Raw genomic sequence first — 24898 nt, forward strand, 5'->3', positions numbered from 1 at the left:
ATAATCTAAATGCAACGGCGTTGCAGTGAGCGCAACACGTACTTCTTCTCCGGCGATTCCCATGAATCCTCGCAATCCATCTGATTGGGCCGGCCTCCCTTGACAGTTGATTTCCCACAAGGAGCCAAAACCATGACTACCGCCAATATCGCCACCAATGTTTCCGAACTGGCCCGACTGAAGACCCTGCACAACGGCGCCAAGGAGCAGCTGACCTTCTCGGATGCCGAGTTCGAGCGCCGCCTGGCCGGCCTGCGCCAGATCATGGCCGCGAAGTCGCTGGACGCGGTCATCCTGACCAGCTACCACGGCATCAAGTACTACTCGGACTTCCTGTACACCACCTTCGGCCGCAACTACGCGCTGGTGGTCACCGCCAGCAACTCCACCACCGTCACCGCGAACATCGATGCCGGCATGCCATGGCGCACCAGCTACGGCGACAACATCGTGTACACCGACTGGAAGCGCGACAACTTCTTCTACGGCCTGCAGGAAGCACTTAAGCGCGACGGCGTGAAGGCAACCCGGATCGGCGTGGAAGACGACTTCCTGCCGGGCCGCACCCGCCAGCAGATCGCCGACACCTTCGACGGCGCAACCCTGGTGGATGTCTCGCAGGACGCCATGCGCCAGCGCATGATCAAGTCCGCCGAGGAAATCGAGGTCATCAAGCACGGTGCACGCATCGGCGACCTGGGCGGCGAAGCCATCAAGGCAGCGATCCGCGAAGGCATCAGCGAATACGAGGTCGCACTGATCGGCACCGAGGCCATGGTGCACGAGATCGCCAAGACCTTCCCGCACCGCGAAGTGCGCGACACCTGGGTCTGGTTCCAGTCCGGCATCAACACCGACGGCGCCCACAACTGGGCCACCACCCGCAAGCTTCAGCGCGGCGACATCCTGTCGCTGAACTGCTTCCCGATGACTTCCGGCTACTACACCGCACTGGAGCGCACCCTGTTCCTGGGCGAGCCGGATGCCCGCAGCCTGGAACTGTGGAACATCAACGTCGAGGTGCACAAGCGCGGCCTGGAGCTGATCAAGCCAGGTGCCGTCTGCAAGGACATCGCCGCCGAGCTGAACGAGATCTACATCGCCCACGGCCTGCTGCCGAACCGCACCTTCGGCTACGGCCACTCCTTCGGCGTGCTCTCGCACTACTACGGACGCGAAGCCGGTCTGGAGCTGCGCGAGGACATTGAGACTGTCCTGGAGCCAGGCATGGTCGTCTCGATGGAACCGATGATCACCGTCATGGACGGCGAGCCAGGTGCCGGCGGCTACCGCGAGCACGACATCCTGGTCATCGGCGAGGATAACACCGTTGAGAACATCACCAAGTTCGGTTTCGGTCCGGAGAACAACATCATCGACGCCTAAAGGCGAGCGATAACCGTGGGGCGGGGCCCGAACCCCGCCCCACGGTTGCCTTAACCAACTGATGCGCGGCATGCACGGGGGCTGCGCCAAGAACCGAGGACCACCTACCTGGTCCATAGGAACACTTCATCATTCCAGCGGCAAAGAAGCCAGGACTGGCCCAAGCCGCTACCCTCCAGAGGCGGTTTCACACCATGAACCATTCCAGCAACTCCCCACTGCAAGCCACTGACGCAACCGCGGCCGCGCCGGCAACCGGCACAGCTACGTCCCGTACCATTGATTCGAAGACGCGCCGCAAGGTGATCGCTGCCAGCTTCATTGGCAACTTCGTGGAATGGTTCGATTACGCGGCCTACGGCTATCTGGCTGTCACCATCGCCGCTGTATTCTTCCCCAGCGACGATCCGCAGGCAGGTCTGCTGATGACCTTCGGAGTCTTCGCCATTTCCTTCCTGGTCCGCCCCGTGGGCGGGTTCATCTGGGGGCATCTGGGCGACAAGATCGGTCGGCGCGAGGCCCTGTCGTGGTCGATTCTGCTGATGACCGGCGCCACCTTCTGCATCGCGCTGCTTCCCGGGTACGCGTCCATCGGCTTCGGAGCACCGCTGCTGCTCCTGGCCTTGCGGCTGGTCCAGGGCTTCTCCGCCGCCGGCGAGTATGCCGGCGCCTCCGCCTTCCTGGTCGAGTATGCGCCCGCCAACCGGCGCGGTCTGTATGCCGCAGTCGTTCCGGCGAGCACCGCCACCGGCCTGCTCTTCGGTTCGCTGATGGCCGCCGGGCTAACCGGGTTGCTGTCGAGCGGGGACCTGGAGTCCTGGGGCTGGCGCATCCCGTTCCTGCTGGCGGCTCCCCTGGGGCTGATCGGCCGCTATATCCGCACCAAGCTGGAAGACTCGCCGGCCTTCGTTGAAGCATCCGAGTCCAGTGCACCCGAGAGCTCCCCCGTCGGGTCTTTGCTGAAGAACCATTGGCGCCAGCTGGTCCAGGCTGCTGGTGCGGTCTTGCTGAACGCCGTCGGCTTCTACGTCATCCTGTCCTACATGCCGACCTACCTGTCCGAGGAACTCGGACTGGACGCCACCCGTTCCTACCTGGCCACCACCGTTGCACTGCTGACCTACGTCGGTTTCATCTTCCTCACCGGCATGCTTTCGGATCGCTTTGGCCGCAGGCGGGTATTGATCAGCGCATCAGTCCTGTTCGTCCTCTTCACCGTGCCAGCCTTCATGGCCTTGGAATCGGGAAACTTCCTGGTCATCGTGCTGGTCCAGATTCTGCTCGGCGCAATGCTCACGCTGAACGATGGTACCCTTCCGAGCTACCTTGCCGAAATGTTCCCCACCAAGGTCCGCTACTCGGGCTTCGCGGTCTCGTTCAATCTCTCGAATGCGCTCTTTGGCGGAACCGCGCCATTCGTCGCAACCTTGCTGATTGCCACCAGCGGCAATGTCCTGGCTCCAGGTTGGTACTTGATGGCTGCAGCCGTTGTTTCGCTCGTGGCGGTAGCCTGCTCAGTGGAAACCAGCCGCAAACCGTTGGCATGAGCCGTAGGATAGTAGCAACTCAGGAGGGAAAATGACTGAAACCCGTAGCGAGACACGAGGTGCCTCGGTAATCGTCAACGTGCTCGATGTGCTTCGATGCTTCACCGTTGAGCATCCGGTAGTCGGCGTCACCGAAATCGCTGAACAGGTAGGCCTTCACAAGTCAAGCGTCTCGCGGATCCTTAACACGCTCGAGCAGGAACGCGTGGTGGATAGGGAAGAGGAAACCCGCAAGTACCGTTTGGGAGTAGGACTGATTGCCATCGCTGGCCCATTGCTGGCCAATCTGGACGTGCGCCAGGTGGCCTACCCCCTACTGGAAGACCTGCGCGAAGCGACCGGCGAGACCGCAGTGCTGAATATCTGGGACGGCAGCGAGTCGATTTCCGTGGAACAGCTGTCATCCACCCATCCGGTCAAGCACACCTCGGTCATGGGATCCCGGTACCGTTCGGGGCTGAGCGCCACCGTTCAGGTATTCCTCGCCAACGAGGAACCAACGCGCCGCGCGGAGCTGATCTCCAGCGGCGAGATCGATCTGGCCGGCATCCCCCCCGTTGAATACGAGGCACGCCTGGATCTGGTGCGCGAACGCGGCTATGCGGTCAACTACGGAGAGACCTCCGCAGAAGAAGTCGGGGTGGCCGCTGGAATTCTCGATCACCGGGGTGAGCTTGTCGCCTGCGCCATGACCGCCGCCCCGTACTACCGCATCGGCGCCGACGAACTGGAGCAGCTGTGCTCCAATACCCGGATCGCGGCACGGCGCATCAGCACGAGGCTCGGATACCACACGGAAGGATAGCCATGGACCCGTTCGAAGCACGTGATGCCTACGCCTTCGACTATCGGATGCACGAAGGCTCGGCCATGAAAGTCAGCCACCATTTCGCCGGGCACACCGGGATGCCGGTGGCCATCCAGACCTGGCTGATTGAACCAGGCGGCTTCGAGGGCTTCCACCGCCACGAGGGACAGGCGGCGTTGCAGGAGTTCTACCAGGTGATCGAGGGCCAGGCGACGATGCGGGTCGGCGAGCGCGAATACAAGCTGAGCCCGGGCGACAGCATCTTGGCCTATGCAGGGGTGGACCACGACCTGCGCAATACCGGCACGGATGCCCTGCGAGTCCTGGTCGTTTGGGGTCCTCCGGGCGATGCCGACTTCTCGGCCTTCGGTTCGCACCAGCTGGCGCAGCAGGTCCGGGCCGGCGGCGTGGCTTAACTGGGAGTTTGCCCAAGGCTCTTTTGCCGGGTGCATGCCCGGTGCTGAAGTGGTGCCATGAGTTACAACATCGGCTATTTCGTTGGTTCGCTCGCCTCGAACTCCATCAACCGCGTCGTGTCCAAGGCGTTGATTGCCTTGGCACCCGAAAACCTCAGCTTCACGGAAATCCAGATCAGCAACCTGCCCTTGTACAGTGCTGACTACGATGCCGACTACCCGGAAGCAGGAACCGCATTGAAGAAGGCCATCGAAGCCTCGGACGGGCTGCTGTTCATCAGCCCGGAGTTCAACCGGTCGATTCCCGGTGCGCTGAAGAATGCCATCGACTGGGGTTCCCGGCCCTGGGGCACCAATTCCTTCGCCCGCAAACCCACCGGCCTGCTCGGCGCCTCACCCGGAGCCATCGGCACCGCGGTCATGCAGTCCAGCATGCGCAGCGTGCTCAGCTTCCTGGATGCCCCGCAGCTGAACTCCCCCGAGGTCTATCTGCAATACCGCCCCGAGGACTTCGGCGAGGACGGGAGCATCAACAACCCTGACACGGAGAAGTTCCTGGCCCACTACATGGGCGAGTATGCGGCGTTCGTAGAGCGCGTGCTCGACTCAACCGCAGCGGGCCACATCGGCGACGAAGGTATGTAGTCGCCGCTAACGGCCGCTAGGCCCGCGAATACTCGGCAAGGGAAACACCAGAGGCAAAGGACTGCATGCTTTCCAGCTTCCAGCTCTCCGGGGCATATCCGGTGTCCCCGAAGAGCCTGACTCCCGACCCGAACATCACCGGCTGGATTTTCAACGCCAGCCGGTCGATGTCTGTGCGCAGCCTGGCCGCCAGTTGCCCGCCGCCGCACAGCCAGATGCGCTCCCCTGGCTGGGCCTTGAGATCGCGGATGACCTCCCTCGGATCCGCGTTGGTGAACTGCACCGCTTCGCTCCCCTCGGGTGACGAGTGCTCTCTCGTGAAGACTATCTGCTTCAGATGCGCATAGGGGTTGGGCAGTGCCGGCAAGCCGACGGCGTAGGTATTCCAACCCATCAGCACCGTGTCGAAGGGGCACCCGTCGATGGGCAGTCCGGCTGCCTCCGCCAGTTGGGTCGGCGCCGTGCCGCGATAGCGCTCCCAGATGGGCGCTGCGTGCTCGCCCTCCACTGCGAAAGCATCGAATTCGCCGTTCGGACCGGCAATATATCCGTCCAGGCTCATTGCAACGAAGTAGGTCAGTTCCCGCATTCTTCTCCCTTGGCGCATGGCCGGAGGCCAGGTGAATTCTGGGCTAACCCTACAGCACTGGCGAGCGCGAGCTGGGGAGAATGCAAAAAACCGGAAAGCATCTTTTGGATGCTTCCCGGTTTTTTCATTTGGTGGAGGTAAGGGGATTCGAACCCCTGACCTTCTGCATGCCATGCAGACGCGCTACCAACTGCGCCATACCCCCAAATGAGGCGGTTTCAGCAGCTTGAACAACTCCTGAACCGAGATAAAACTCTACCGGAGCATTATCGAAAACACCAAATCGGGAACTCGAGACGCTGATCACATTCGGCTATTCACACGATGGCCTGGCAATGGAAGAATGTGGGCGGGACCTACCGGCCCCGCCACTTCCTTCGAAAGGCGCAATCCCATGACCATCGGACTGACCCCATACCTGCGTTTCGCCGGAGACGCCAAAGAAGCAATGGAGTTCTACCACCAGGTGCTAGGTGGCGAGCTTTCCATGATGACCTTCCGGGAAGGCGCGAATGAAGGCAATCCCGCCTTCGCCGACCTGATCATGCACTCCTCGCTATTCGTCGAGCGTGGCCTGCACCTCATGGCCTCGGACACCCCGCCTGGCATGGATGTCCGGGGCAACGGCGTGATGGCGCTTAGCAGCGACGGTACTTCAGGAGCCGACGCGGAAACCCTCACCAAGTGGTGGGAAGGGTTGGCCGAGGGGGGCCAGATCAATATGCCATTGGAGCAGGCTCCGTGGGGCGACTCCTTCGGCGAGCTGCGCGACAAGTTCGGCGTGATCTGGATGTTCAACATCACCGCGGTAGCGAGCTAGCCAAAGCAGCTAGTGGGTGCGTGCCTGCTCGCGGGCTTCCAAGGCTTCGCGGCCCACGAGCAGGCCCACCTTCTTGGCGCGGATCTGGGTGATCCACGCAATCAGCAAGCCCAATGCAGCGAGGCCGGCGCCGACCACCGACGGGGCGCGGAAGCCAAAGCCGGCAGCGATCACCGCGGCACCCAGCGCGGCGCCCAGCGCGTTGGCGACGTTCAGCGCCGAGTGGTTCAGCGAGGCGGCCAGCGACTGCGCATGCGGGGCCGAATCCATCAGCAGGGTCTGCAAGGCAGGGATCAGCAGGGAACCCACCGCGCCCATCACGAAGACCATGATCATCGTCGGCACCACCCAGCTGGTCACGGCAGCGAAAATCAGCATGGTCGCGATCATGAAGACCGATGACAGCTTGATCGCGCCGAAGATCGACCAGTCGGCCAGCCTGCCACCGGCCAGCGAGCCGACAACCATGCCCACGCCATAGAGCGCCAAGGCCAGCGGTACCAGCTCGATCGGCAGGCCGGCCTCTTCGGTCAGCGTCGGCGAAATGTACGAGTACACCGCGAAGAAGCCACCGAACCCGACGATTCCGGTGAGCATCGCCAACCAGACCTGGGCGCTGCGCAAGGCGGTCAGCTCGCGGCGGATACTTGCCCCGGCATCGGTCTTGCGCCATGGCACGAACACGCTGATCAGCACGGCGGTCAACACGCCAATCACGGTGACGACCAGGAACATCGAACGCCAGCCGTATTCCTGGCCCAGGCGGGTCACCAGCGGGACACCGGCAACATTGGCCACCGAGAGCCCGAGCATCACCCAGGCGATGGCGCGTCCGCGCATTGTGGCAGGAACCAGGCTGCCGGCTAGCACACCAGCCAACCCGAAGTAGGCCCCGTGCGGCAGGCCCGCGAGGAAACGGGTCGCCAGCATGGTGTTGTAGTCAGGGGCGAAGAACGAGGAGAGATTGGCGAGCGTGAAGAAGAGCATCAGCAGCTGCACCGCACGCTTGCGCGGAATCTTGGCGGCCAGCGCGGTGAGCACCGGGGCGCCCACCACCACGCCAATTGCGTAGGCGCTGATCATCAGGCCCATCTGCGCATAGCTCACCTCAAGATCGGCAGCGCCTTCTTGGAGCAGGCCCATCATGGCGAACTCCGTAACGCCGATGCCGACGCCGCCCATGGCCAAGGCGAGGATTGCCAGCAGCAGTTTTCCGCCAGATAAGTAGGCAGTCATTCAAGTTCTCAATTCGTGGCAGGGTCTTGGGACGCGGCTCCCTCGGCGCTCCTACCCATCGTAGTGACTGCATCGGGCGAGACCGGCAATCCCCAAGCCGAAAATTACGATTCCCACAGTATTTTGTGCCACTCTATTAAGTCCTATGGCTCATTCATCGCATCAACGCCTGTCTGCCTCGCGAATTATCGCGAGGTTCTTCTTTGCCCTGCTCTGCCTCGCGCTGGCCGGGCTGATGGTGTTCCACCAGCAGATACCCGATGTCATGGGCCTTGGATTGATCGTCGACAATCTGGCCCCGTGGATGGGACTGGGTATTCCAGTGCTCCTGCTGATGGCCTTGGTTGTGCGCGGGCGCATCAGCTTCATCGCGCTGCTCGTGCCCATGGTCGTCTGGGCGGTCCTCTTCGGACCGGCGTTCCTGCCCTCGGATCAGCGCGTCCCGGAAGCTTCGCTGCAGGTCGGCACGCAAAACGTCCAGGAGTCCGCCGGTGTGCAAGCCGCCCGCGAGCTGGCCGCGCACGGAGCGCAGGTCATCACCCTGCAGGAAATCGGCGAGGGCCAAGAACCTGAGATCACCGCCGAGCTGGCCGAAACCCACCCCTACCGCTACATGGTCAGCACCGTCGGGGTGTGGAGCGCCTATCCGCTGAAAAACCCGGAACCCCTGGACCTGGGCCTGGGCTGGGACCGCGCGTTGCGGGTTGACGTGGCCAGCGGCAGCGGGGATGTGCGGTTATATGCGGTGCATGCGGCGTCGGCCAGGCCCACAGGGCACCACGAGCGGGACATGATGCTCAGTTCGCTGGCCGGTTACTTGGCCGAAGACGATTCTTCGAAGATCGTAGCGGCCGGCGATTTCAACGCCACCAGTTCCGACCGCCACTTCGCACCGGTCGCCAACCAGCTGGAGGAAGCCCACTACAGCGACTGGGGACTGGCCCTGACCTGGCCGCGGACGCTGTTCCCGATGCTCGGCATAGACCATGTGATGCTGCGCGGAGTCGAATCAGCCAGCTTGGAGCGGCTGGAGATCGCCGATTCCGACCACTACGCGCTAGCGGCCACCATCGATCTGGGAAACTAGACCGCTTCCAGCCCGGTCTGGCGCAGCGTGATGTTGATCCGCCCGCCGCCAAGGCCGAGGCCTGCCGGCGCGGTCCCGGCGTGGATCTTCGTCACCCCGTGATAGGCGAAGCGTGACGGTCCGTCGAAGACAAACAGGTCTCCCGAGGCCAGCCGGATCTCTTGCCATGGCCGGTTGCGGTTCTCCGTATTGCCCAAGCGGAACGTGGCCGAATCGCCAATGGACAATGAAACCACCGGTGCGTTGATCCGCTCTTCGGCGTCCTGGTGCATGCCCATCACCGCGTGCGCATCGTAGTAGTTCACGATGGCGGCATCAGGCTGGTATTCCTGCGCGCGCTGCGGATCCCCGGTAGCCTCGGCTACCGCCTGCTTGCCCAAGCGGACCAGCCACTCTTCCATGGGCGCCACGGTTTGGCCACCCAGGTCGCCAGCGGTCCTTGAATAGCTGCCCGGGCTCCAATGCCAGCCCAGGCACAGGCTTTGCACGCTCATCGGATGCCCGTTGATGCGTGTACGGTGCGGCGGAACCGGCCCGCTGCCCCACTCGAAGAAACGCCGCACGATCCACTGCTGCGCAGCCGCGTCCAGCCATCCCGGCAAGTGCCAGGCGCCTGGGCGCACCGCTCCCCCGGTGCGGGGCAATGCACTGTCATCGAAAAGCGACTCCATGCTTCCAGCGTGCCCGTTGCGGGCAGGGCTCGGCAAGTCTCCTGCGTATTCGCTCACTGAACTTTGCAGGATCAGCCGGCACGGTGCCTTGCAACAATATTGACGATAGTGACTTTGTGTTTCGTCTTGCCCCCGCAAAGATTTCGAAAAGGTTAACCTTTATTCGATTTATTGCGCTTGAAACAATTGCGATACCTCCGGGAAAACCTGGGCACCTAAGCTGAGTGCATCCACTAGTTCAAGGAGAACCCCATGTCACCCCGCGAAACTCAAGCAGAATCAAGGACACCATGATTGGCATCGACCTCGAACTGCACGAATGCACGATACTGCTCGCCGGAAGTAGATCCGGGAGCAAGAATACCGCGAAACGCTTCGAAGCAGAGGGAGCCACGGTGCTCGCCGCCGAGGAGCCCTTCGAGGCAATACAGCTGCTGGAACAGGCAAGCCTGCTGGTGATCTGCGATGCCGACCCGCTGCGCTTCACCTCCCTGGTGCAAGCAGCGTGCATCCCAGTGATCCGCCTGCGCCCCACACCCGAATCCGGATCCATCACGCTGCTCGGCGGCGGGCCCGGCGCACTGGATCTGCTGACCCTGCGCGGGGTCCGGGCGCTCGCCGAAGCCGAGATTGTCTTCGCCGACCGGCTCGGCCCCGCAGCGCACCTGCCGGAGCTCGCGCCCCAAGCTGACATCATCGACGTCGGCAAACGCCCCGGGCACCACAAGCTCACCCAGCGCGACATCGAAGCCAAGATGATCGATGCCGCCCGCGGCGGATCACGAGTCGTGAGGCTCAAGGGCGGAGATCCCTTCGTCTTCGGCCGCGGCTTCGAGGAAGTCGCCGCCGCGACCGCAGCCGGCATCCCGGTCAGCGTCATCCCCGGGCTGAGCTCCTGCATCACCGTTCCGGCAGCGGCCGGCATCCCGGTGACCGCCCGCGGCGTGAACACCATGTTCACGGTCGTCTCGGCCCACGACCCGCTCAGCGATGCGCAGCTGGAGCACCTGTCCAAGCTAGGCGGCAGCATCGTGATCCTCATGGGCATGGGCACCGTCGAGCAGACCGCCGCTGGCTTGCGCCGGGTCGGCATGGACCCGCGCATGCCCTGCGCCATCATCGAATCCGGCACCACCGACATCCAGCGCACCAGCTGCACCCGGCTGGCCGAACTGGCCGACACCGCCCGCGGCCATGCAAACCCTGCGGTCATCGTCATCGGCGAGGTTGCCGGGCTGCCGGCCAGCCTGCTGGCACAGCAATTGGAGGTGGCCTGATGGGCACCCCCAAGCCCCTGGCCGGCTTCCGGCTGGCAGTGACCAGCGACCGGCGTTCGGCCGAACTCATCGAGGCCTTCGAGCGCCGCGGCGCAGAAGTCACCCATACCCCGCTGCTGCAGCTGGCACCGCTGGACGATGAGCAGCAGCTGATCGCGCAAACCCGCAAGCTGATCGAGCTGCGTCCGCAGGCAGTGGTCGTCACCACCGCCTACGGCTTGCGCCGCTGGGTCGAAACCTCCGAAGCCGCCGGCGTCGGCGACGAGCTGCTGGCCGTGCTCGGCCAGGCGCAGCTCTACGTCCGCGGCGCCAAGGCCCACGGCGCCGTCAAGGCACTGGGCCTGGAACCGGCGGCCGTCGCCGCGGACGGGCGCAGCGCCTCCATGCTCCAGCTGCTTGAAGGCAAGCTCGACGGGGCCACCGTCGCCTTGCAGCTGCATGCCGATTCCGATCACGGCCTGCCGCAAAGCCTGCGCGAGCTCGGCGCTCGCCGGGTGCTGGCGGTGGAGCCCTACCGCTGGCAGGACACCAGCAGCGACAGCGGGATCTCCGCCCTGGTCGAAGGGCTGTGCACTGCCCGCTTCGACGCGGTGACCTTCACCAGCGCACCGAGCGTGCACGCGCTGTTCGCTGCCGCCAAGGCCCGCAACCGCCTGCCCGCGCTGCTGCGCTCCCTGGCCGATCGCGTCGTGGTGGCCACCGTTGGACCGGTGACCGCAGCCCCGCTGATCGATGCTGGCATCAGCCCGCTCGTGCCCGAGCGCTATCGCATGGGTGCCATGATCGGGCAGCTCGTGGAGCATCTGGATTCGCTGGGCACCTTGCAGGCGCAGACAATCCACGGCCAGGTGCAGCTGCGCGGTCGCACCCTGACGGTCCACGACGAGGACTGCGAGCTGACTCCCGGGCAAGCCGAGCTGGTGCGGGCGCTGATCGAGGCTGGCGGCAGCGTCCTCTCCCGCGAGGAGCTGGGGGCGGCCCTGCCCGAAGCCAGTTCCAAGCATGCACTGGACATGACCCTGAGCCGCCTGCGCAAGGCGCTGCCGCAGCCGGAAATCATCGCCACGGTCATCAAACGCGGGTACCGGCTGAATGTTTGATCGCCCGAATGGGCTTTTTCCCGTCGGGTTACGTAGGATCGGAGTCATGGTTACTATTCAGGTTGCCGGTGAAGCTCTGGTCGACATTGTCGATGGCGTGGCGCATCCCGGCGGTTCTCCGATGAATGTTGCTGTTGGACTGGGCCGGCTGGGCCACGACGTCCTGCTCCAAACGGACATTGGCGATGACGAGCATGGCCGGCTGATCGCCGAGCATGTGGCGGCCTCTGGCGTTCAGCTCGCAGCCGGATCGCACACCGATGCGCAGACATCCAGCGCCACCGTGGTGCTCGACGAGTCCGGAGACGCCAACTACGAGTTCCAACTCAACTGCACCTTGCAGAGCATGGCATCAACCCAGGCCGCATTGTTCCACTCAGGCTCCGTGGCAGCGTTCCAGGGCCCCAGCGCCGCCCGGATCCATGAGGCATTCGAGGCGTCGCCTGCGGGCCAGATCCTGAGCTTCGATCCGAATCTGCGACCGGAACTGGTTGAGGACCGGGCGGAATCGGTCAAGCAGATCGAGAAGCTGGCCGGACTGGCCGATATCGTCAAGCTCAGCGACGAGGACGCCCTCTGGCTCTACCCGGGCTGGGATACCGACCGCATCCTGGCACACTTCCTGGATCGCGGGGCATCCCTGGCGGTCATCACCTTCGGTGCCCGCGGCGCGGAGGCCCGGACCAAGCACACCGAAGTCATGGTCCCCTCGATCTCGGTGCGCACCGAAGATACGGTTGGCGCGGGCGATGCGTTCATGGCCGGGCTGCTGCACGCCATCTTGGACAGCTCGCTGGCCCAGTCGCTGCGCGATGGCACGGAATTGGACAGCGTGGAGCTGGAGAAGATCATGCAGATCGCTTCGGTGTGCGCGGGAATCACCGTTTCGCGTGCCGGCGCCAACCCGCCAACGCTAGACGAGCTCAACCAGTTCCTCAGCACCACGACGCGCTAGCACCTTCCGGTTCTGGCAAATCACCGCTGGGATCTGCACCTGGAAAAGGCGCTGATCCCAGCGGCTTTTTATTTCATTCGTTGTGGATGAAGGTGTTTCGCTGGCGCATTCTCCCAGAGCGACTTGAATGCAGGGCGAAAACTGCAGATCAGGTTGCTAGAGTTCCCTAGCAGAGCATTGTGCCCAATTCACCGAGGAGGCCCCATGGGGAGCAAGGTTCCAGCCGCCGACAATACCTTGCGGATCCTCAGGCTGCTGGCCAGCCGGAAGACCCCTACCCCGGCGGCGATGATCGCCACACTGCTGGAGCTTCCCCGCTCCAGCGTCTACCAGCTGCTGAACGTAATGCTGGAACACGGATTCATCAGCCACTATCCAGAGGACAAGTCCTACGGTTTGGGGGTGTCCGCGTTCGAGCTGTCCAGCGCCTACACCCGCCAGGAGCCGCTGGCCCGGCTGGGTGCTCCGCTGATTGCCCAGCTGGTCGACAAGGTCGGCGAAAGCGCGCACCTGGCAGTGCTGCACGGTTCGGATGTGCTCTACATCGTCGAGGAACGCGCCAAGGGCCGCCCATCGCTGGTCACCGATGTGGGTGTCCGCCTGCCGTCGCATCTGACCGCCTCAGGCAGGGCCATTCTCGCAGCGCTGCCCAAATCGCAGGTGCGTGCGCTCTACCCCAGCGCCGCCACCTTCTCTGAGCGCGTGGCCGAATCATCAATCTCCAGCTACTCGCAATTGCGCCGCGAACTGGAGCAGAGCACGCAGCGCGGCTACGCAGTGGAGCGCGGGGATGTCACCCCGGATTTCCACTCGCTGGCGGTGGCAATCCGGGACTCCAATGATTGGCCGGTGGCTGCTGTGGCCGTCACCTTCCTGGCTGACCGGGTCCCCGAAGAGCAGCGGGAGGCCCTGCTCGTGCAGATCCGCGCCACCGCGGCGGCGATCACCTCGCGGGTGCAGGGCAAGCGTCCTGCCTAGTCCTGTGCTACTGGTTTGAGAATGCCGCGTCGAAGGACGATTCGGGGCGCTGGTACAGCAGGTTGCGGATGTAGACCACGGCCTGGCCCGCTCCATGCAAGCGGTCCATGCCCGCATCTTCCCACTCGATGGAGATTGGGCCGGTGTACCCATGGAAATCCAGGGCGCGGAACGCATCGTCCCAGTTGATGTCTCCATGGCCGGTGGAGACGAAATCCCAACGCCGGCGGGGATCGCCCCACGGCAGATGGGAGCCCAGGATGCCGTTGCGCCCGTTGGGCCGATGCATCCGGGTGTCCTTGCAATCCACATGGTAGATGCGATCGGCGAAGTCGGTGATGAATGCGACCGGATCGATGCCCTGCCAGAACATGTGGCTCGGGTCCCAGTTCAGCCCGAACGCCTCGCGTCGGCCGATGGCTTCCAACGTGCGCACGGTGGTCCAGTGGTCGTAGGCGATCTCGGACGGGTGCACCTCCAGCGCGAATTTCACGCCCTGCTCATCGAATTCGTCCATGATCGGATGCCAGCGCTTGGCGAAGTCCTCGTAGCCTGCGTCGATGACTTCGCCCGGAACCGGCGGGAACATCGCGACGTACTGCCAGATTTTCGAGCCGGTGAAGCCGACCACCACGTCGGCACCGAGTTTGCGTGCGACGCGTGCCGAGCGCTTCATGTCCTCGGCTGCCCGTTGGCGCACGCCTTCCCCCTCGCCGTCGCCCCAGACATAGTCGCGCAGGATTCCCTGGTGGCGGAAGTCTATGGGGTCATCGCAGACGGCCTGGCCGGCCAGGTGATTGGAGATCGCCCAGGCTTTCAGCCCGTACCTGTCCAGGATCTCCAGCCGTGATTGGAGGTAGGCCGGGTCCTCGTCGGCCCGCTTGAGATCCAGGTGGTCGCCGCTGGCCGCGATTTCCAAACCGTCATAGCCCCATTCGGCGGCGAGCCGGGCAACATCCTCGAAGGGCATATCGGCCCACTGCCCGGTGAAGAGCGTAACTGGATGCGCAGTGTTCATGGTTGGTTCTCCTCTAGTCATTGGTGGCGATCCATTCGCCGGTTGCCGCTGATTCCAGCACGGCTTCAGTCAGCCGGCAGGCTCGGGCGCCATCGGCAAAGGTCGGCAGCCCTTCGGGCGCTTCGCCGCGGATCGCTGCATAGGTGTCGGCCACGAACGCGGCGAAAGCGTCGAGGTAGCCCATCGGATGCCCGGCTGGCACCACCGACAAGCGTGCCGCATCGGGGCTCAGGCCGTCCGCCTGGCGCGAGAGCGTCGAGGACATGCCGGTGCCGCCGATCCACAGTTCGTCCGGCTTCTCCTGCTGGAATTCCACCGCCGACCGGTCTCCGGACAGCTCGATGGCCAGGGCGTTCTTCCGGCCGGCGTTGACCTGCGAAACCAGCAGCGTGCCGATGGCACCCGATGCCATCTGCACGACCAGGGCGGCGGCATCTTCGGTAGCGACTTCCACAGTGCCTCGCCGCTGGTGGGCCACCGAGGTGGCAGCGTTCAGCCGGACGATCCGCTCCCCGGCAATGAATTCCAGCAAATCCACCAGATGCGAACCGATATCCGCAAAGGCCCGAGAAGGACCGCCGGAGGCTGGGTCGACCCGCCAGCTCTTGTGGCTGGCATCATGCATCCAATCCTGCAGGTACTGGCCCCGCACGGTCAGCAGCCTTCCCAGCTTGCCTTCGCGCACATGGGCGCGGGCCTGGCGCACCATCGGGTGGTAGCGGTAGACGAACGGCACCGACGCCACGGCGTCGGAACGGGAAGCCAGCAAGGCCAGCTGGCCGGCGTCCCGGGCGCTGGTGGCCAGCGGCTTCTCGCAGACCACGGACAGTCCAGCTGCCAGTGCGGCGGCTGCCTGTCCGGCGTGCAGGGCATTGGGCGAGGTGACATGGACGGCGTCGCACTGCTCGAGCAGCTCTTCCACGCTGCCGAACCCGGGAACGCCCAGGACCGCCGCTGCCCGTGCGGTGGACTGCTCACCGTTGGACCGCACCCCGATGAGCTGGGCTCCTGCCCTGCGGATCGCGTCGGCGTGGGTCCGGGCCATGAACCCGCCGCCGATGACGCCGACTTTCAGTTCCTGCATGGCCGGTGCGGCCTGTTGGCTGATCAATTGAGGCATGTATTTCCTTGTCTGTTCTTACTTGACCGCGCCGGAAGACAGGCCCGCGACCAGGTGCCGTTGTGCAAAGAGGAATCCGGCAAGCACCGGGATCGAAACAACCACCGAAGCGGCCATCATCTGGTTCCAGTACACATCGGTCTGCGATGCGTAGGCTTGCAAACCGATGGACAGCGTCCTGGTGTCCTTGTTGGTGAGCACGCTTGCAAAGAGCACTTCACTCCAGGAAGTGATGAAGCAGTACACCGACACCGCGATGATGCCGGGGCGCGCCACGGGGAGAACCACCTTGACCAGTGCACCGAGCCGGCCCAGTCCGTCAACCATGGCGGCTTCTTCCAATTCCTTGGGCATGGAAGCAAAGAACCCGGTGAGCATCCAGATGGAGAATGGCAGGGAGAACGTCATATAGGTGACGATCAGCCCCAGGTAGCTTCCGTTGAGCTGCAATCCCTCGGCACGCTCAAGTTGGGTGAAGATCAGGAACAGCGGCAGAAGGAATAGGATTCCGGGGAACATCTGGGTGGAGAGCACGATCAGCCGGAAGGACCGCGCGCCACGGAAGTCGAAGCGCGAGAGCGCATAGGCGGCCAGGATAGCGATGGACACCGAGAGGATGGTCGCACTGATGGTGACGATCATCGAGTTGGCGAAGTACTTGCCCAGCGGGACCGTGGTCCAGATATCCAGGTACGGGGCCAGGGTGAATTCCGACGGGATCCATTCGAAAGCGCCGCGGACATCCTTGAGCGGCTTGATGGAGGTCGTGATCACCACGTAGAGCGGCAAGACGATAATCAGGGTGATGAAGGCCAATCCGAATACTCGCAGGATGCGGAAGCCGCGGGTCTCAATCATCGATGCTCTTTTCCTTCGGCATGACAAGTCGGATGTAGAACGCTGAGACGATCAGCAGCGCGATCAGCAGAACGACGCTCAAGGCGCCGCCCACCCCGAAGTTCCAGTTGTTGAAGGACTGCTGGTAGATCAACGGGGAAATCAGGGTTGCTTCTTCCGGCGACACCGGACCGAAAAGCAGGTAAGGGATATCGAACTGGTTGAAGACCCACAGTCCGAGCATCAGCAACAGCACCACGTTGGCGTGCTTGATCATCGGCAAGGTGATGCTGGTGAACTGCTTCCACAGGCTGGCCCCATCCAGGGATGCCGCCTCATAGACTTCGTTCGGGATGGATTGCACGGCGGCAAGCAGCATCAGGAAGGCGAAAGGCCAGAATTGCCAGACGGCGACAACCACCATCACGAAAAAGGAATTCCCGCCCAGCAGCCAGAACGGACCTTCGTCCAGGATCCCGAGGTCTTCGACGAGGAAGCGGTTGACCATGCCATCACGCTGGTTGAACATGAACGCCCAAGCGATAGTGGTGACATAGCTTGGCAGTGCGTAAGGCACGAGGAAGAGGGTGCGGAAGAATCCGTTGCCGCGGAATTTGGAGGCCAGCAGCACCGCTGCGAAAATGCCCAGGCTCCAGGCGATCGCCACGACCAGGACGGTGAAGAGGAAGGTCCGGCCCAGCGCATCGAAGAATTGCGAACCGATGGGACCGTTGGGGTCCAGCGCGGTGATGAAGTTCTGCAAGCCCACAAATGGGGCCTTGACCCAGTTGGCGATGGAGAACTGGGTTAGCGAGAGGAAAGCAATCCATACGCCGAGCAGCATCGGAACGATATGGATCAGCAGTTCCAGGAATGCCGCAGGAGCTGAGAGCGCATAGGGGAAGAACCGGTCGCGCTTGATTGAACTGCGCTTGATTGCCTTTGACGCGTCGCGGGGCTTGAGCGGTTCGCTGGTTTCAGGCGGTGCCTGGGTGATCGTCGGCATTTGGCCTCCTTTCATGTAAACGAATGCGAGTGTTGCAGCTGGCCGCGAGGGGCACGAAAAAGTCCGATCCCGCAGCCAGCGCAACGTGTCGGCCCGCTAGCTGGCTGGCATCTGCTGCTGCGCGTCTTCCAACGCCTTGCGGACATCCGCCTCGGTGATTTCCTCGCCCTGGGCGATGCGGGCGAACTGCTTGGCGATGGCCTCGCCGACAAGCGATTCCATCTGGCCCTCGGTGGGGAACAGCGGCATCGGGGCCGCGTTATTGGCCAGGATTTCCTTCTTGGCCTGCTGCTCATCAGTGCCGAAGGCCGGGTCGTCAAAGGCTTCCGTGACCGATGGCAGGGAGGTGTACTTGGCATTCAGCGTCTTCTGCTCATCGACGCTGAGCAAGTGGTTCACGAATTCGAGAGCGGCGTCCTTGTTATCCGAGTTCTCAAAGACGCTGACATTAATGCCTGCAACCAGCGACTGGGTGGCTTCCGGCCCGGTTGCCCCGGAATCCTTCAGCGGGATGGGCGCCATGGCATAGTCCTCGAAGCCAGCGGCCTTGAACGACTTCCCGGGGGCCTGGTCGAAGAACATGGCGGCGTTGCCGTCCATGATTTCCCCTGGGAGCACCGAACCGTCATTGATCTCGGCGTTGGACTTGGAGACCACGCCGTTCTCGCCCATCAGCTGGATCCAGTCGTTGACGCCACTGACGATGCCATCATTGGTGAAGTCCGGCTTGCCGTCTTTCGTATACAGCTCGCCCCCGTTCTGCATGCCCAGGATGAATGCAGCGTGGGCATTGTTGGCGGTACGTTGTCCGGCCAAGGCGAAGCCGTACTGGTCGATCTTGCCGTCGTCGTCGGTATCCTTGGTCAGCTTCTTGGCGGTGGCCAGGAATTCATCCCAGGTCTTCGGCGCCTGCTTAATGCCGGCCTCCTCGAACATCTTGGTGTTGTAGTACAAGCCGTAGGCCATGGAGTACAACGGCAACGAGGTGGGGGCCTGCCCCTCGGCGCCACCGGTAGCCAGGGCCGCGGGCACGAACTTTTCTGCGCCTCCCACGGCTTCAAGCGCCTCGCCTTCAAAGGGGACGAAGGCACCGCTGGCCTGCAAGGTGGTAGCCCAGGTGTTCCCGATGTTCAGCACATCAGGGCCTTCGCCGCTGGAGACGGCGGTGAGGATGCGGTTGTACAGGTCTGCCCAGGGGACGACCTCCAGCTCGACCTCGATGCCGGTTTCCTCGGTGAACCGCTTGATGGATTCACCCAGGATCTCTTCATCCTGGGTGACGGAGCTTCCCTGGTTCGAAGCCCAGTAGGTGATGGTTCCGCCGGCTTCCGCCGACCCGGAGCCGGAAGCCGCGCCGGAGCAGCCGGCCAGGCCGCTGAGCGAGAGCGCAGCGATGGAGGTGATCGCGACGATGCGCCCTAGATTATTCGTGAAATGGGGTGAAGGCATGGTGGTTCCTTTTCAGATGCGGGTGGTGTTGCGAAGGGCAGGATTCAGGCAAGGATGCTGGGGGCCGAAGGGTCCCAGGCCGGGTCCAGCAACTCGATGGGCTCGACGGTCGAGGCCACCTCGACGAATGCTCCCGACTCGATGGCTTCTGCGACACTGACCATGATGTCCAGGACATGGAACGCCAATTCGCCTGGCACGCGTTCCTTGCGGCCCTCGCGGATGGCTTGGGCCAGTTCGGCAACGCCCGTGCCGCGCCCGTATCGGGATCCTTGGGCTACGACAACACTCGGTTCCTGGTCCGCCAAATGGAGGATGGTGTCCCCGGTGAATTCGTTGGGATCCGGAAGCTGCGCGGTGCCTTCTGTTCCCGAGATCTCCACGAATCCTGCACGCTTCAGCTTTGAGTCGAAGCTGAAGATGCACTGAGCACTGGCCCCGGATTCAAAGGAGAGCAACGCTGAGACGTGGGTTGGAACTTGGACCGGGAAACTGGTTCCAGCCTTCGGACCGGCACCGATGACGCGTTGCGCCCTGGCCTGGGAACCCAAGGCGGCGACCTTGGCGACCGGGCCGAAAACCCGCACCAGGGTGGTCAGGTAGTAGGGGCCGAGATCGAAGAGCGGTCCAGCGCCGTGGGCGAAGAGGAATTCGGGGCTGTGGTGCCAGGATTCTGGTCCCGGGCCTTGGAAGATAGCCAGTCCCGTGAGCGGGGTGCCGATGGCGCCGCTTTCGATCTGCCGCAGGCCGCTCTGGACGCCCGCACCCAAGATGGTGTCTGGAGCCACGGCAACCCGGACGCCTGCCGCCTTGGCTGCTGAAGCCAGCTGCCGCCCGGATTCGCGGTCCAGCGCGTAGGGCTTCTCGCCCCATACGTGCTTGCCGGCGGCTACCGCCTGCAACGCCACCTCGACATGGACCGCCGGGATGGTCAGGTTCACGACGATCTGGATGTCGTCGCGGGCCAGCAATTCCGCATAGGTTCCCGAGGCTTCAACAGACCATTTGCGCGCTTGGCTTGCTGCGCGTTGGGTATCGAGGTCGGCGATGAATCGTACCGCGAGATCCGGGAATGCGGTGAGATTCTCCAGATACTGGTCGCTGATCGTGCCGGCGCCGACAATGCCCACGCCCATAGGCTGGTTCTGGGATTCCATCTGCACTAGTTCCTTTCGGTTACCAGGTAGTCTCGACTTTGGGTCACGGCCTGGAAGATATCACCGGCGAAGTCATCGAGTTCCACCACATGCAGCAGGCCGCTGGTGGCACCGATGATCTGGTCGATCGGCATGGAGCCACTCCCGACTGCGACCTGTTCCTTGTGATTCTTCGACTTCGGCCCGTCCTTGATATGCAGGGCCACGACGCGGGGAGCGAGTGATTCAAGCAGCTGGAGCACATCGGCGCCGCCCACGGCAGCCCAGTAGGTGTCCACTTCCAGCGCGACGTCCGGGTCCAGCAGGCTGGCGAGGTATTCCAGTGCTGTTGCGCCATTGATCTTGCTGGAGATTTCCCAGTCGTGGTTGTGGTACCCGACCTTGATGCCGTATTCGCCACCCAGCCTGGCGGCTGCGTTGAGCTTGTCCGCGATGGCGCGAATGGATTTGGCATCCTGCCACTGCTCGGCCGGGATGAACGGATCGATAACGGTGGTGATGCCGAGTTTTCCTGCGGCCACGAAGACCTCGTCGTAGTCCGAAGAGAGCAATGGCGCGTGGGCAGTGGGTGCGCTGAGCTGATTCTCGGCCAGCGCCTGGGCATACTCGTCGGAGCGAGCCACGAAGTTGTAGGGCTCAACCTGCGTGTAGCCGATGCCGGCTACCCGTTGAAGGGTCGCTTTAAGGTCATCTGCGATGTGCTCGCGCAGCGTGTACAGCTGGATTGATAGGTCGTGGGCAGGCAAAGGCGTCTCCTGGATGAAGTGGTGGGTGCGATCCGGATGATCATGACGTGCGTCACACACTGAGACTAGTTTTACTTATGTCGATAGTCAATAGAAGTATGTCGACATTCTTTTAAAGTGTTTCTCTGTCTCGTCCACTGCTGTGTTTTACTGGGTTCATGGCCAATCCTTCGAGCCCCCAAAGCCTGCAGTTCGCCCGTGGCGCCAGTGGTGCCGGCGAGGTCCTGCAACTGTTCATGGACGGCGCCCCGCACAGCCGCACCGACCTTGCCGCACTGACCGGCATGGCTCGTTCCACCCTTCAAGAACGTCTGGATGTGCTCATCCACCTCGGCCTGATCGGCGCGATCGCCGATGGCGCCTCCACCGGCGGTCGCCCTCCCCAACGGCTCTCATTGCTCCCCGACGCCCGATTGGTGCTGGCCATCGATTTGGGAGCCAGCCACCTGCGCGTTGCGCTTTCCGACCTTGCCTGCACTCCCCTGGTGCAATCCCAGACACCCATTTCCTTCGCCGATGGACCTGAAGAGATCTTGCAAACTGCCATGGATCTGGCCAAGGAATTACTGGTTTCCTTGGACCGCGACCGCGAAGACGTCATTGCCGTCGGCATGGGCGTGCCGGGACCGGTGAATTTCGAGACCGGCCGGCCGGCCAATCCGCCGATCATGCCCGGATGGGACGATTTCGACATCCCTGCCTGGTTCCAGCAGTATCTGGATGCCCTGGTTGTCGTGGATAATGACGTGAACCTGATGGCCATTGGCGAGAAAGATCAGCTGGAGTCCGGCAGCGAGGACTTCATCTTCGTCAAGCTGGCCACCGGCATCGGCTCCGGCATCATCTCCGGAGGACTGCTGCAGCGCGGGGCGCAAGGCACCGCCGGCGATATCGGGCACGTGCGCATTCGCCGCGGCGACGGCATCTTCTGCCACTGCGGCAATGAAGGCTGCCTGGAAGCCCTGGCCTCCGGGCCCATGATTGCCGCCGCGCTGCGCTCAGAAGGCATCGAGGCCAACAGCAACATGGATGTGGTTGGCCTGGTGAATTCGGGGAACATCCAGGCGATCCGCGCGGTACGCCAGGCCGGGCGCGATTTGGGCGAAGTTTTGGCTGCTAGCGTGAGCCTGCTGAACCCATCGCTGATCGTGGTGGGCGGACGGATCTCTGCCGCCGGAGAGCACCTGCTGGCAGGCATCCGCGAAGTGGTTTACCAGCGCGGAGCCCCGCTATCGACCCAGCATCTGCAGATCCGCACATCGCGCAGCTGGGAGGCTGGTGCCCTGCGTGGAGCCAGCATGATCGCCGTCAGCCAGGCGCTGAGTCCGCAGGAAATCGAGCGTAGCGCGCTGGCGCTGATCTGAGCCAGCTAGCAGCTGGACGCACCCGTAAATTCCTATGAATCTGAAATACCGGACAGCTGTGCCGATTCTCCGGTGTCCAACCCATGGCTCATGGCCAATGATGGAATCAGTTAGCTACGTTACATCGTAAGGAATTGCCATGAGCCACGAACCACGTGTCGTCCGCGCCCCGCGCGGCACCGAACTGACCGCCAAATCCTGGGCCACCGAGGCCCCACTGCGCATGCTGATGAACAACTTGGATCCGGAAGTCGCCGAACGACCCGAGGATCTCGTGGTCTACGGCGGAACCGGCAAGGCGGCCCGTTCCTGGGAAGCATTCGACGCCATTGTCGAGACGCTCAAGGACCTGGAAGAGAACGAAACGCTGCTGGTGCAGTCCGGCAAGCCCGTGGGCGTCTTCAAGACCAACAAGTGGGCGCCGCGGGTGCTGATTGCCAACTCCAACCTCGTGGGCGACTGGGCCGACTGGGAGCACTTCCGCAAGCTCGAAGCAGAAGGCCTGATGATGTATGGCCAGATGACCGCCGGCTCCTGGATCTACATTGGCACCCAGGGCATCTTGCAGGGCACCTACGAGACCTTCGCCGCGATCGCCAAGAAGCGCTTCAACGGCACGCTGGCCGGTACCTTGACCCTGACCGGCGGTTGCGGCGGAATGGGCGGCGCCCAGCCGCTTGCGGTAACCCTCAATGGCGGTGCCGTGCTGATTGTCGACGTCGATGAAACCCGCCTGCGCCGCCGTGCATCCAAGCGCTACCTCGACGAAGTCGAGCTGGATCTGGACAAGGCGCTGGAGAAGGTGCTGGCGGCCAAGTCCGAAGGACGTCCGCTGTCCGTTGGCTACGTCGGCAACGCCGCGGAGGTTTTCCCGGCACTGCTCAAGCGCCACGAAGCCGGTGAATTCGCCTTCGACATCGTCACCGACCAGACCAGCGCCCACGATCCGCTGAGCTACCTGCCGGTGGAATTCACCATGGAGCAGTGGCACGCCGAGGCCGAAGCGGATCCGGTGGGCTTCACCAAGAAGTCGCAGGCCGCAATGGCCGCGCATGTCGAGGCCATGGTCGGGTTCCAGGAGGCAGGCGCCGAGGTCTTCGACTACGGCAACTCGATCCGCGACGAGGCTCGCAAGGGCGGCTTCACCCGCGCCTTCGAATTCCCGGGCTTCGTCCCGGCCTACATCCGCCCGCTGTTCTGCGAGGGGCTGGGCCCATTCCGCTGGGTGGCGCTGTCCGGAGATCCGGAAGACATCAAGGTCACCGACCAGGCGCTGAAGGAATTGTTCCCGGAGAACGAGCACCTGCACCGCTGGCTCGATGCCGCCGAGAAGCATGTGGAATTCGAAGGCCTGCCGGCACGAATCTGCTGGCTGGGCTACGGCGAGCGCCACAAGGCGGGCTTGCTGTTCAATCAGCTGGTGGCCGAAGGCAAAGTGTCCGCACCGATCGTGATCGGACGCGACCACCTGGATTCAGGTTCGGTAGCATCGCCATACCGCGAAACCGAGGCCATGAAGGACGGCAGCGATGCCGTGGCAGACTGGCCGCTGCTGAACGCGCTGACCGCCACCAGCTCCGGTGCCTCGTGGGTATCGATCCATCATGGCGGCGGCGTCGGCATGGGCCGTTCCATCCACGCCGGCCAGGTTTCCTTGGCTGATGGCAGCGAACTGGCTGCCGCGAAGCTCGAAGCGCTGCTCACCAATGATCCGGGCATGGGCGTCATCCGCCACGTGGATGCCGGATACGAACGTGCCGCCGAGGTCGCCGCCGAGCGCGGAGTGCGCATTCCGATGGCAGCGCAGGAGAAGTAGCACCCTTTTAAATCAGCTTGAGGCGCCACCGAGGTGGCGCCTCAAGCTATTGTCATCTAATTGCTGGTCATCACTTCCGGCACTATGGCTTGCGGGTTTCGGCACTGATGAACCATGCCTGCTGCTCCAGATCCGCAATGTATTGGTGCAGGATGTCGGCCGTAGTTGGATCCGCCTCGTCTACCGGATCATGGACCTCGCGCATGACGCCCACGGTTGTCTGCAACGCCTTGACAACCATGTCCACTGCATTAGTCGTCAGGATTTCGGTGTTCACCGGTTGTTCCAACTTGGTGTACTTTGTGACCGTTGCCGCCAGTCCATCGGGAGTGGCATGCAATGCGCGCATCCGCTCGGCGATTTCGTCGGAACCGCGACGTGCGATATCAACGATTTCGTCAAGGTTCTGATGCAGGTCGCGGAAGTTGGGACCGACAACATTCCAGTGGATCTGCTTGCCTACCAACTGCAGATCCAGCAGCTGGACCAGCACGGTCTGCAAGGAATCGCGCAGCACCTCCGGTGCCACGAAGCCATTCTCTGCGTTCTCGCGATCGGTTTTCTTCGCTGGAGTATTCTTCGAATTAGCCAATGCTTCTCCTTACGTTGTCATGGACGCTTGGGGCAAGACCTTTCTCGGTGTCCCGCTTTTGACACTATCGACTTGGCACCCCGATTCCGAACGAGTGGATCTTTCTTTCGGGCAACGTCCAGCTTTCTCTTCTCTCGTGCCGAGATTCTCCTGCAATCCCAGCGCGAGCCATGCTGCCTGCCATTCGGATTCACGGAATTGGCTGGAGCCAGCTCCAGTCGCAGCAAAACTTGGTGGATGTTGACCTGTCTCTGCAAGTTGCATGGGGATTGCATTAA

General features: G+C 63.0%; 24 protein-coding genes and 1 tRNA gene. 13 read left to right on the forward strand and 12 right to left on the reverse strand.

Going from position 1 to position 24898, the window contains the following annotated elements:
- Positions 1-132 precede the first annotated feature (132 nt).
- The 5 genes from ACR9WD_RS13365 (at position 133) to ACR9WD_RS13385 (ending at position 4802) form a co-directional block, all read left to right on the forward strand.
- On the forward strand, positions 133-1386 hold the full coding sequence (locus ACR9WD_RS13365; RefSeq protein WP_038991777.1) for an aminopeptidase P family protein: 1254 nt from the start codon (positions 133-135) through the stop codon (positions 1384-1386).
- A gap of 194 nt (positions 1387-1580) precedes the next feature.
- A complete protein-coding gene (locus ACR9WD_RS13370) occupies positions 1581-2933 on the forward strand; it encodes an MFS transporter (RefSeq protein WP_084083831.1) in 1353 nt (450 codons plus the stop codon).
- Between the two features lie 31 nt (positions 2934-2964).
- Positions 2965-3738: an IclR family transcriptional regulator gene (locus tag ACR9WD_RS13375; RefSeq protein ID WP_121867302.1), complete on the forward strand. Its 774-nt coding sequence runs from the start codon at positions 2965-2967 to the stop codon at positions 3736-3738.
- Between the two features lie 2 nt (positions 3739-3740).
- Positions 3741-4157 (forward strand): cupin domain-containing protein, encoded by a 417-nt coding sequence (locus ACR9WD_RS13380; protein ID WP_434922213.1) that lies wholly within the window; start codon positions 3741-3743, stop codon positions 4155-4157.
- Between the two features lie 57 nt (positions 4158-4214).
- Positions 4215-4802 carry an NADPH-dependent FMN reductase gene (locus ACR9WD_RS13385; protein WP_434922214.1) on the forward strand — a complete coding sequence of 196 codons (588 nt, stop codon included), beginning with the start codon at positions 4215-4217 and terminating at the stop codon, positions 4800-4802.
- A 16-nt stretch (positions 4803-4818) separates the two neighbouring features.
- On the opposite strand, the gene ACR9WD_RS13390 is transcribed toward ACR9WD_RS13385, so the two are convergent.
- The gene (locus ACR9WD_RS13390; protein WP_038991773.1) at positions 4819-5391 is read right to left on the reverse strand and encodes a dihydrofolate reductase family protein; all 573 of its coding nucleotides are present in this window, start codon (positions 5389-5391) and stop codon (positions 4819-4821) included.
- 129 nt (positions 5392-5520) lie between these two features.
- Positions 5521-5596, reverse strand: a tRNA-Ala gene (locus ACR9WD_RS13395).
- Between the two features lie 189 nt (positions 5597-5785).
- On the opposite strand from ACR9WD_RS13395, the gene ACR9WD_RS13400 reads away from it, so the two are divergent.
- The gene (locus ACR9WD_RS13400; protein WP_073707876.1) at positions 5786-6211 is read left to right on the forward strand and encodes a VOC family protein; all 426 of its coding nucleotides are present in this window, start codon (positions 5786-5788) and stop codon (positions 6209-6211) included.
- Between the two features lie 9 nt (positions 6212-6220).
- Here the strand turns inward: ACR9WD_RS13400 and ACR9WD_RS13405 are convergent, their stop codons facing one another.
- Positions 6221-7447 (reverse strand): MFS transporter, encoded by a 1227-nt coding sequence (locus ACR9WD_RS13405; protein ID WP_121867305.1) that lies wholly within the window; start codon positions 7445-7447, stop codon positions 6221-6223.
- 145 nt (positions 7448-7592) lie between these two features.
- On the opposite strand from ACR9WD_RS13405, the gene ACR9WD_RS13410 reads away from it, so the two are divergent.
- Positions 7593-8534: an endonuclease/exonuclease/phosphatase family protein gene (locus ACR9WD_RS13410; protein WP_434922215.1), complete on the forward strand. Its 942-nt coding sequence runs from the start codon at positions 7593-7595 to the stop codon at positions 8532-8534.
- Here ACR9WD_RS13410 and ACR9WD_RS13415 read toward each other — a convergent pair.
- Entirely contained in the window at positions 8531-9205 is a 675-nt protein-coding gene (locus ACR9WD_RS13415; protein ID WP_073707855.1) for an alpha-ketoglutarate-dependent dioxygenase AlkB family protein, read from the reverse strand. The two genes, ACR9WD_RS13410 and ACR9WD_RS13415, sit on opposite strands and share 4 nt — an antisense overlap.
- A gap of 290 nt (positions 9206-9495) precedes the next feature.
- Between ACR9WD_RS13415 and cobA the strand changes: the two genes are divergently transcribed.
- The 4 genes from cobA to ACR9WD_RS13435 all read left to right on the forward strand — a co-directional run bounded on the left by cobA (position 9496) and on the right by ACR9WD_RS13435 (position 13515).
- Complete coding sequence (cobA, locus tag ACR9WD_RS13420) at positions 9496-10482, forward strand: uroporphyrinogen-III C-methyltransferase (RefSeq protein WP_434922216.1); 987 nt, start codon at positions 9496-9498, stop codon at positions 10480-10482.
- Positions 10482-11582, forward strand: a complete 1101-nt coding sequence (locus tag ACR9WD_RS13425; RefSeq protein ID WP_073707854.1) for a uroporphyrinogen-III synthase — start codon at positions 10482-10484, stop codon at positions 11580-11582. The genes cobA and ACR9WD_RS13425 overlap by 1 nt, the downstream gene beginning before the upstream one ends.
- Before the next feature lie 46 nt (positions 11583-11628).
- A complete protein-coding gene (locus ACR9WD_RS13430) occupies positions 11629-12537 on the forward strand; it encodes a carbohydrate kinase family protein (protein WP_073707853.1) in 909 nt (302 codons plus the stop codon).
- A gap of 204 nt (positions 12538-12741) precedes the next feature.
- Positions 12742-13515, forward strand: a complete 774-nt coding sequence (locus ACR9WD_RS13435; RefSeq protein WP_073707852.1) for an IclR family transcriptional regulator — start codon at positions 12742-12744, stop codon at positions 13513-13515.
- A gap of 7 nt (positions 13516-13522) precedes the next feature.
- On the opposite strand, the gene ACR9WD_RS13440 is transcribed toward ACR9WD_RS13435, so the two are convergent.
- The 7 genes from ACR9WD_RS13440 to ACR9WD_RS13470 form a co-directional block, all read right to left on the reverse strand.
- The gene (locus ACR9WD_RS13440; RefSeq protein ID WP_121867308.1) at positions 13523-14533 is read right to left on the reverse strand and encodes a sugar phosphate isomerase/epimerase family protein; all 1011 of its coding nucleotides are present in this window, start codon (positions 14531-14533) and stop codon (positions 13523-13525) included.
- Between the two features lie 13 nt (positions 14534-14546).
- Positions 14547-15653, reverse strand: a complete 1107-nt coding sequence (locus tag ACR9WD_RS13445) for a Gfo/Idh/MocA family protein (protein WP_434922217.1) — start codon at positions 15651-15653, stop codon at positions 14547-14549.
- 18 nt (positions 15654-15671) lie between these two features.
- A complete protein-coding gene (locus ACR9WD_RS13450) occupies positions 15672-16511 on the reverse strand; it encodes a carbohydrate ABC transporter permease (protein WP_434922218.1) in 840 nt (279 codons plus the stop codon).
- Positions 16504-17496 carry a carbohydrate ABC transporter permease gene (locus tag ACR9WD_RS13455; RefSeq protein WP_121867309.1) on the reverse strand — a complete coding sequence of 331 codons (993 nt, stop codon included), beginning with the start codon at positions 17494-17496 and terminating at the stop codon, positions 16504-16506. Before ACR9WD_RS13455 ends, ACR9WD_RS13450 begins: the two co-directional genes overlap by 8 nt.
- Before the next feature lie 96 nt (positions 17497-17592).
- A complete protein-coding gene (locus ACR9WD_RS13460) occupies positions 17593-18945 on the reverse strand; it encodes an ABC transporter substrate-binding protein (protein ID WP_434922219.1) in 1353 nt (450 codons plus the stop codon).
- 44 nt (positions 18946-18989) lie between these two features.
- A complete protein-coding gene (locus ACR9WD_RS13465; RefSeq protein WP_073707873.1) occupies positions 18990-20102 on the reverse strand; it encodes a Gfo/Idh/MocA family protein in 1113 nt (370 codons plus the stop codon).
- Positions 20103-20107: 5 nt separating this feature from the next.
- A complete protein-coding gene (locus tag ACR9WD_RS13470; RefSeq protein ID WP_073707847.1) occupies positions 20108-20848 on the reverse strand; it encodes a sugar phosphate isomerase/epimerase family protein in 741 nt (246 codons plus the stop codon).
- Between the two features lie 158 nt (positions 20849-21006).
- Between ACR9WD_RS13470 and ACR9WD_RS13475 the strand changes: the two genes are divergently transcribed.
- Both ACR9WD_RS13475 and hutU read left to right on the forward strand, forming a co-directional pair.
- The gene (locus tag ACR9WD_RS13475) at positions 21007-22212 is read left to right on the forward strand and encodes an ROK family transcriptional regulator (RefSeq protein ID WP_073707846.1); all 1206 of its coding nucleotides are present in this window, start codon (positions 21007-21009) and stop codon (positions 22210-22212) included.
- Positions 22213-22351: 139 nt separating this feature from the next.
- Positions 22352-24028 carry a urocanate hydratase gene (gene hutU / locus ACR9WD_RS13480; RefSeq protein WP_038990917.1) on the forward strand — a complete coding sequence of 559 codons (1677 nt, stop codon included), beginning with the start codon at positions 22352-22354 and terminating at the stop codon, positions 24026-24028.
- Positions 24029-24110: 82 nt separating this feature from the next.
- On the opposite strand, the gene ACR9WD_RS13485 is transcribed toward hutU, so the two are convergent.
- Complete coding sequence (locus ACR9WD_RS13485; RefSeq protein ID WP_038990915.1) at positions 24111-24620, reverse strand: Dps family protein; 510 nt, start codon at positions 24618-24620, stop codon at positions 24111-24113.
- Positions 24621-24898 lie beyond the last annotated feature (278 nt).

The sequence above is a fragment of the Glutamicibacter sp. PAEs-4 genome (assembly GCF_051161755.1).
GTDB lineage: Bacteria > Actinomycetota > Actinomycetes > Actinomycetales > Micrococcaceae > Glutamicibacter > Glutamicibacter nicotianae.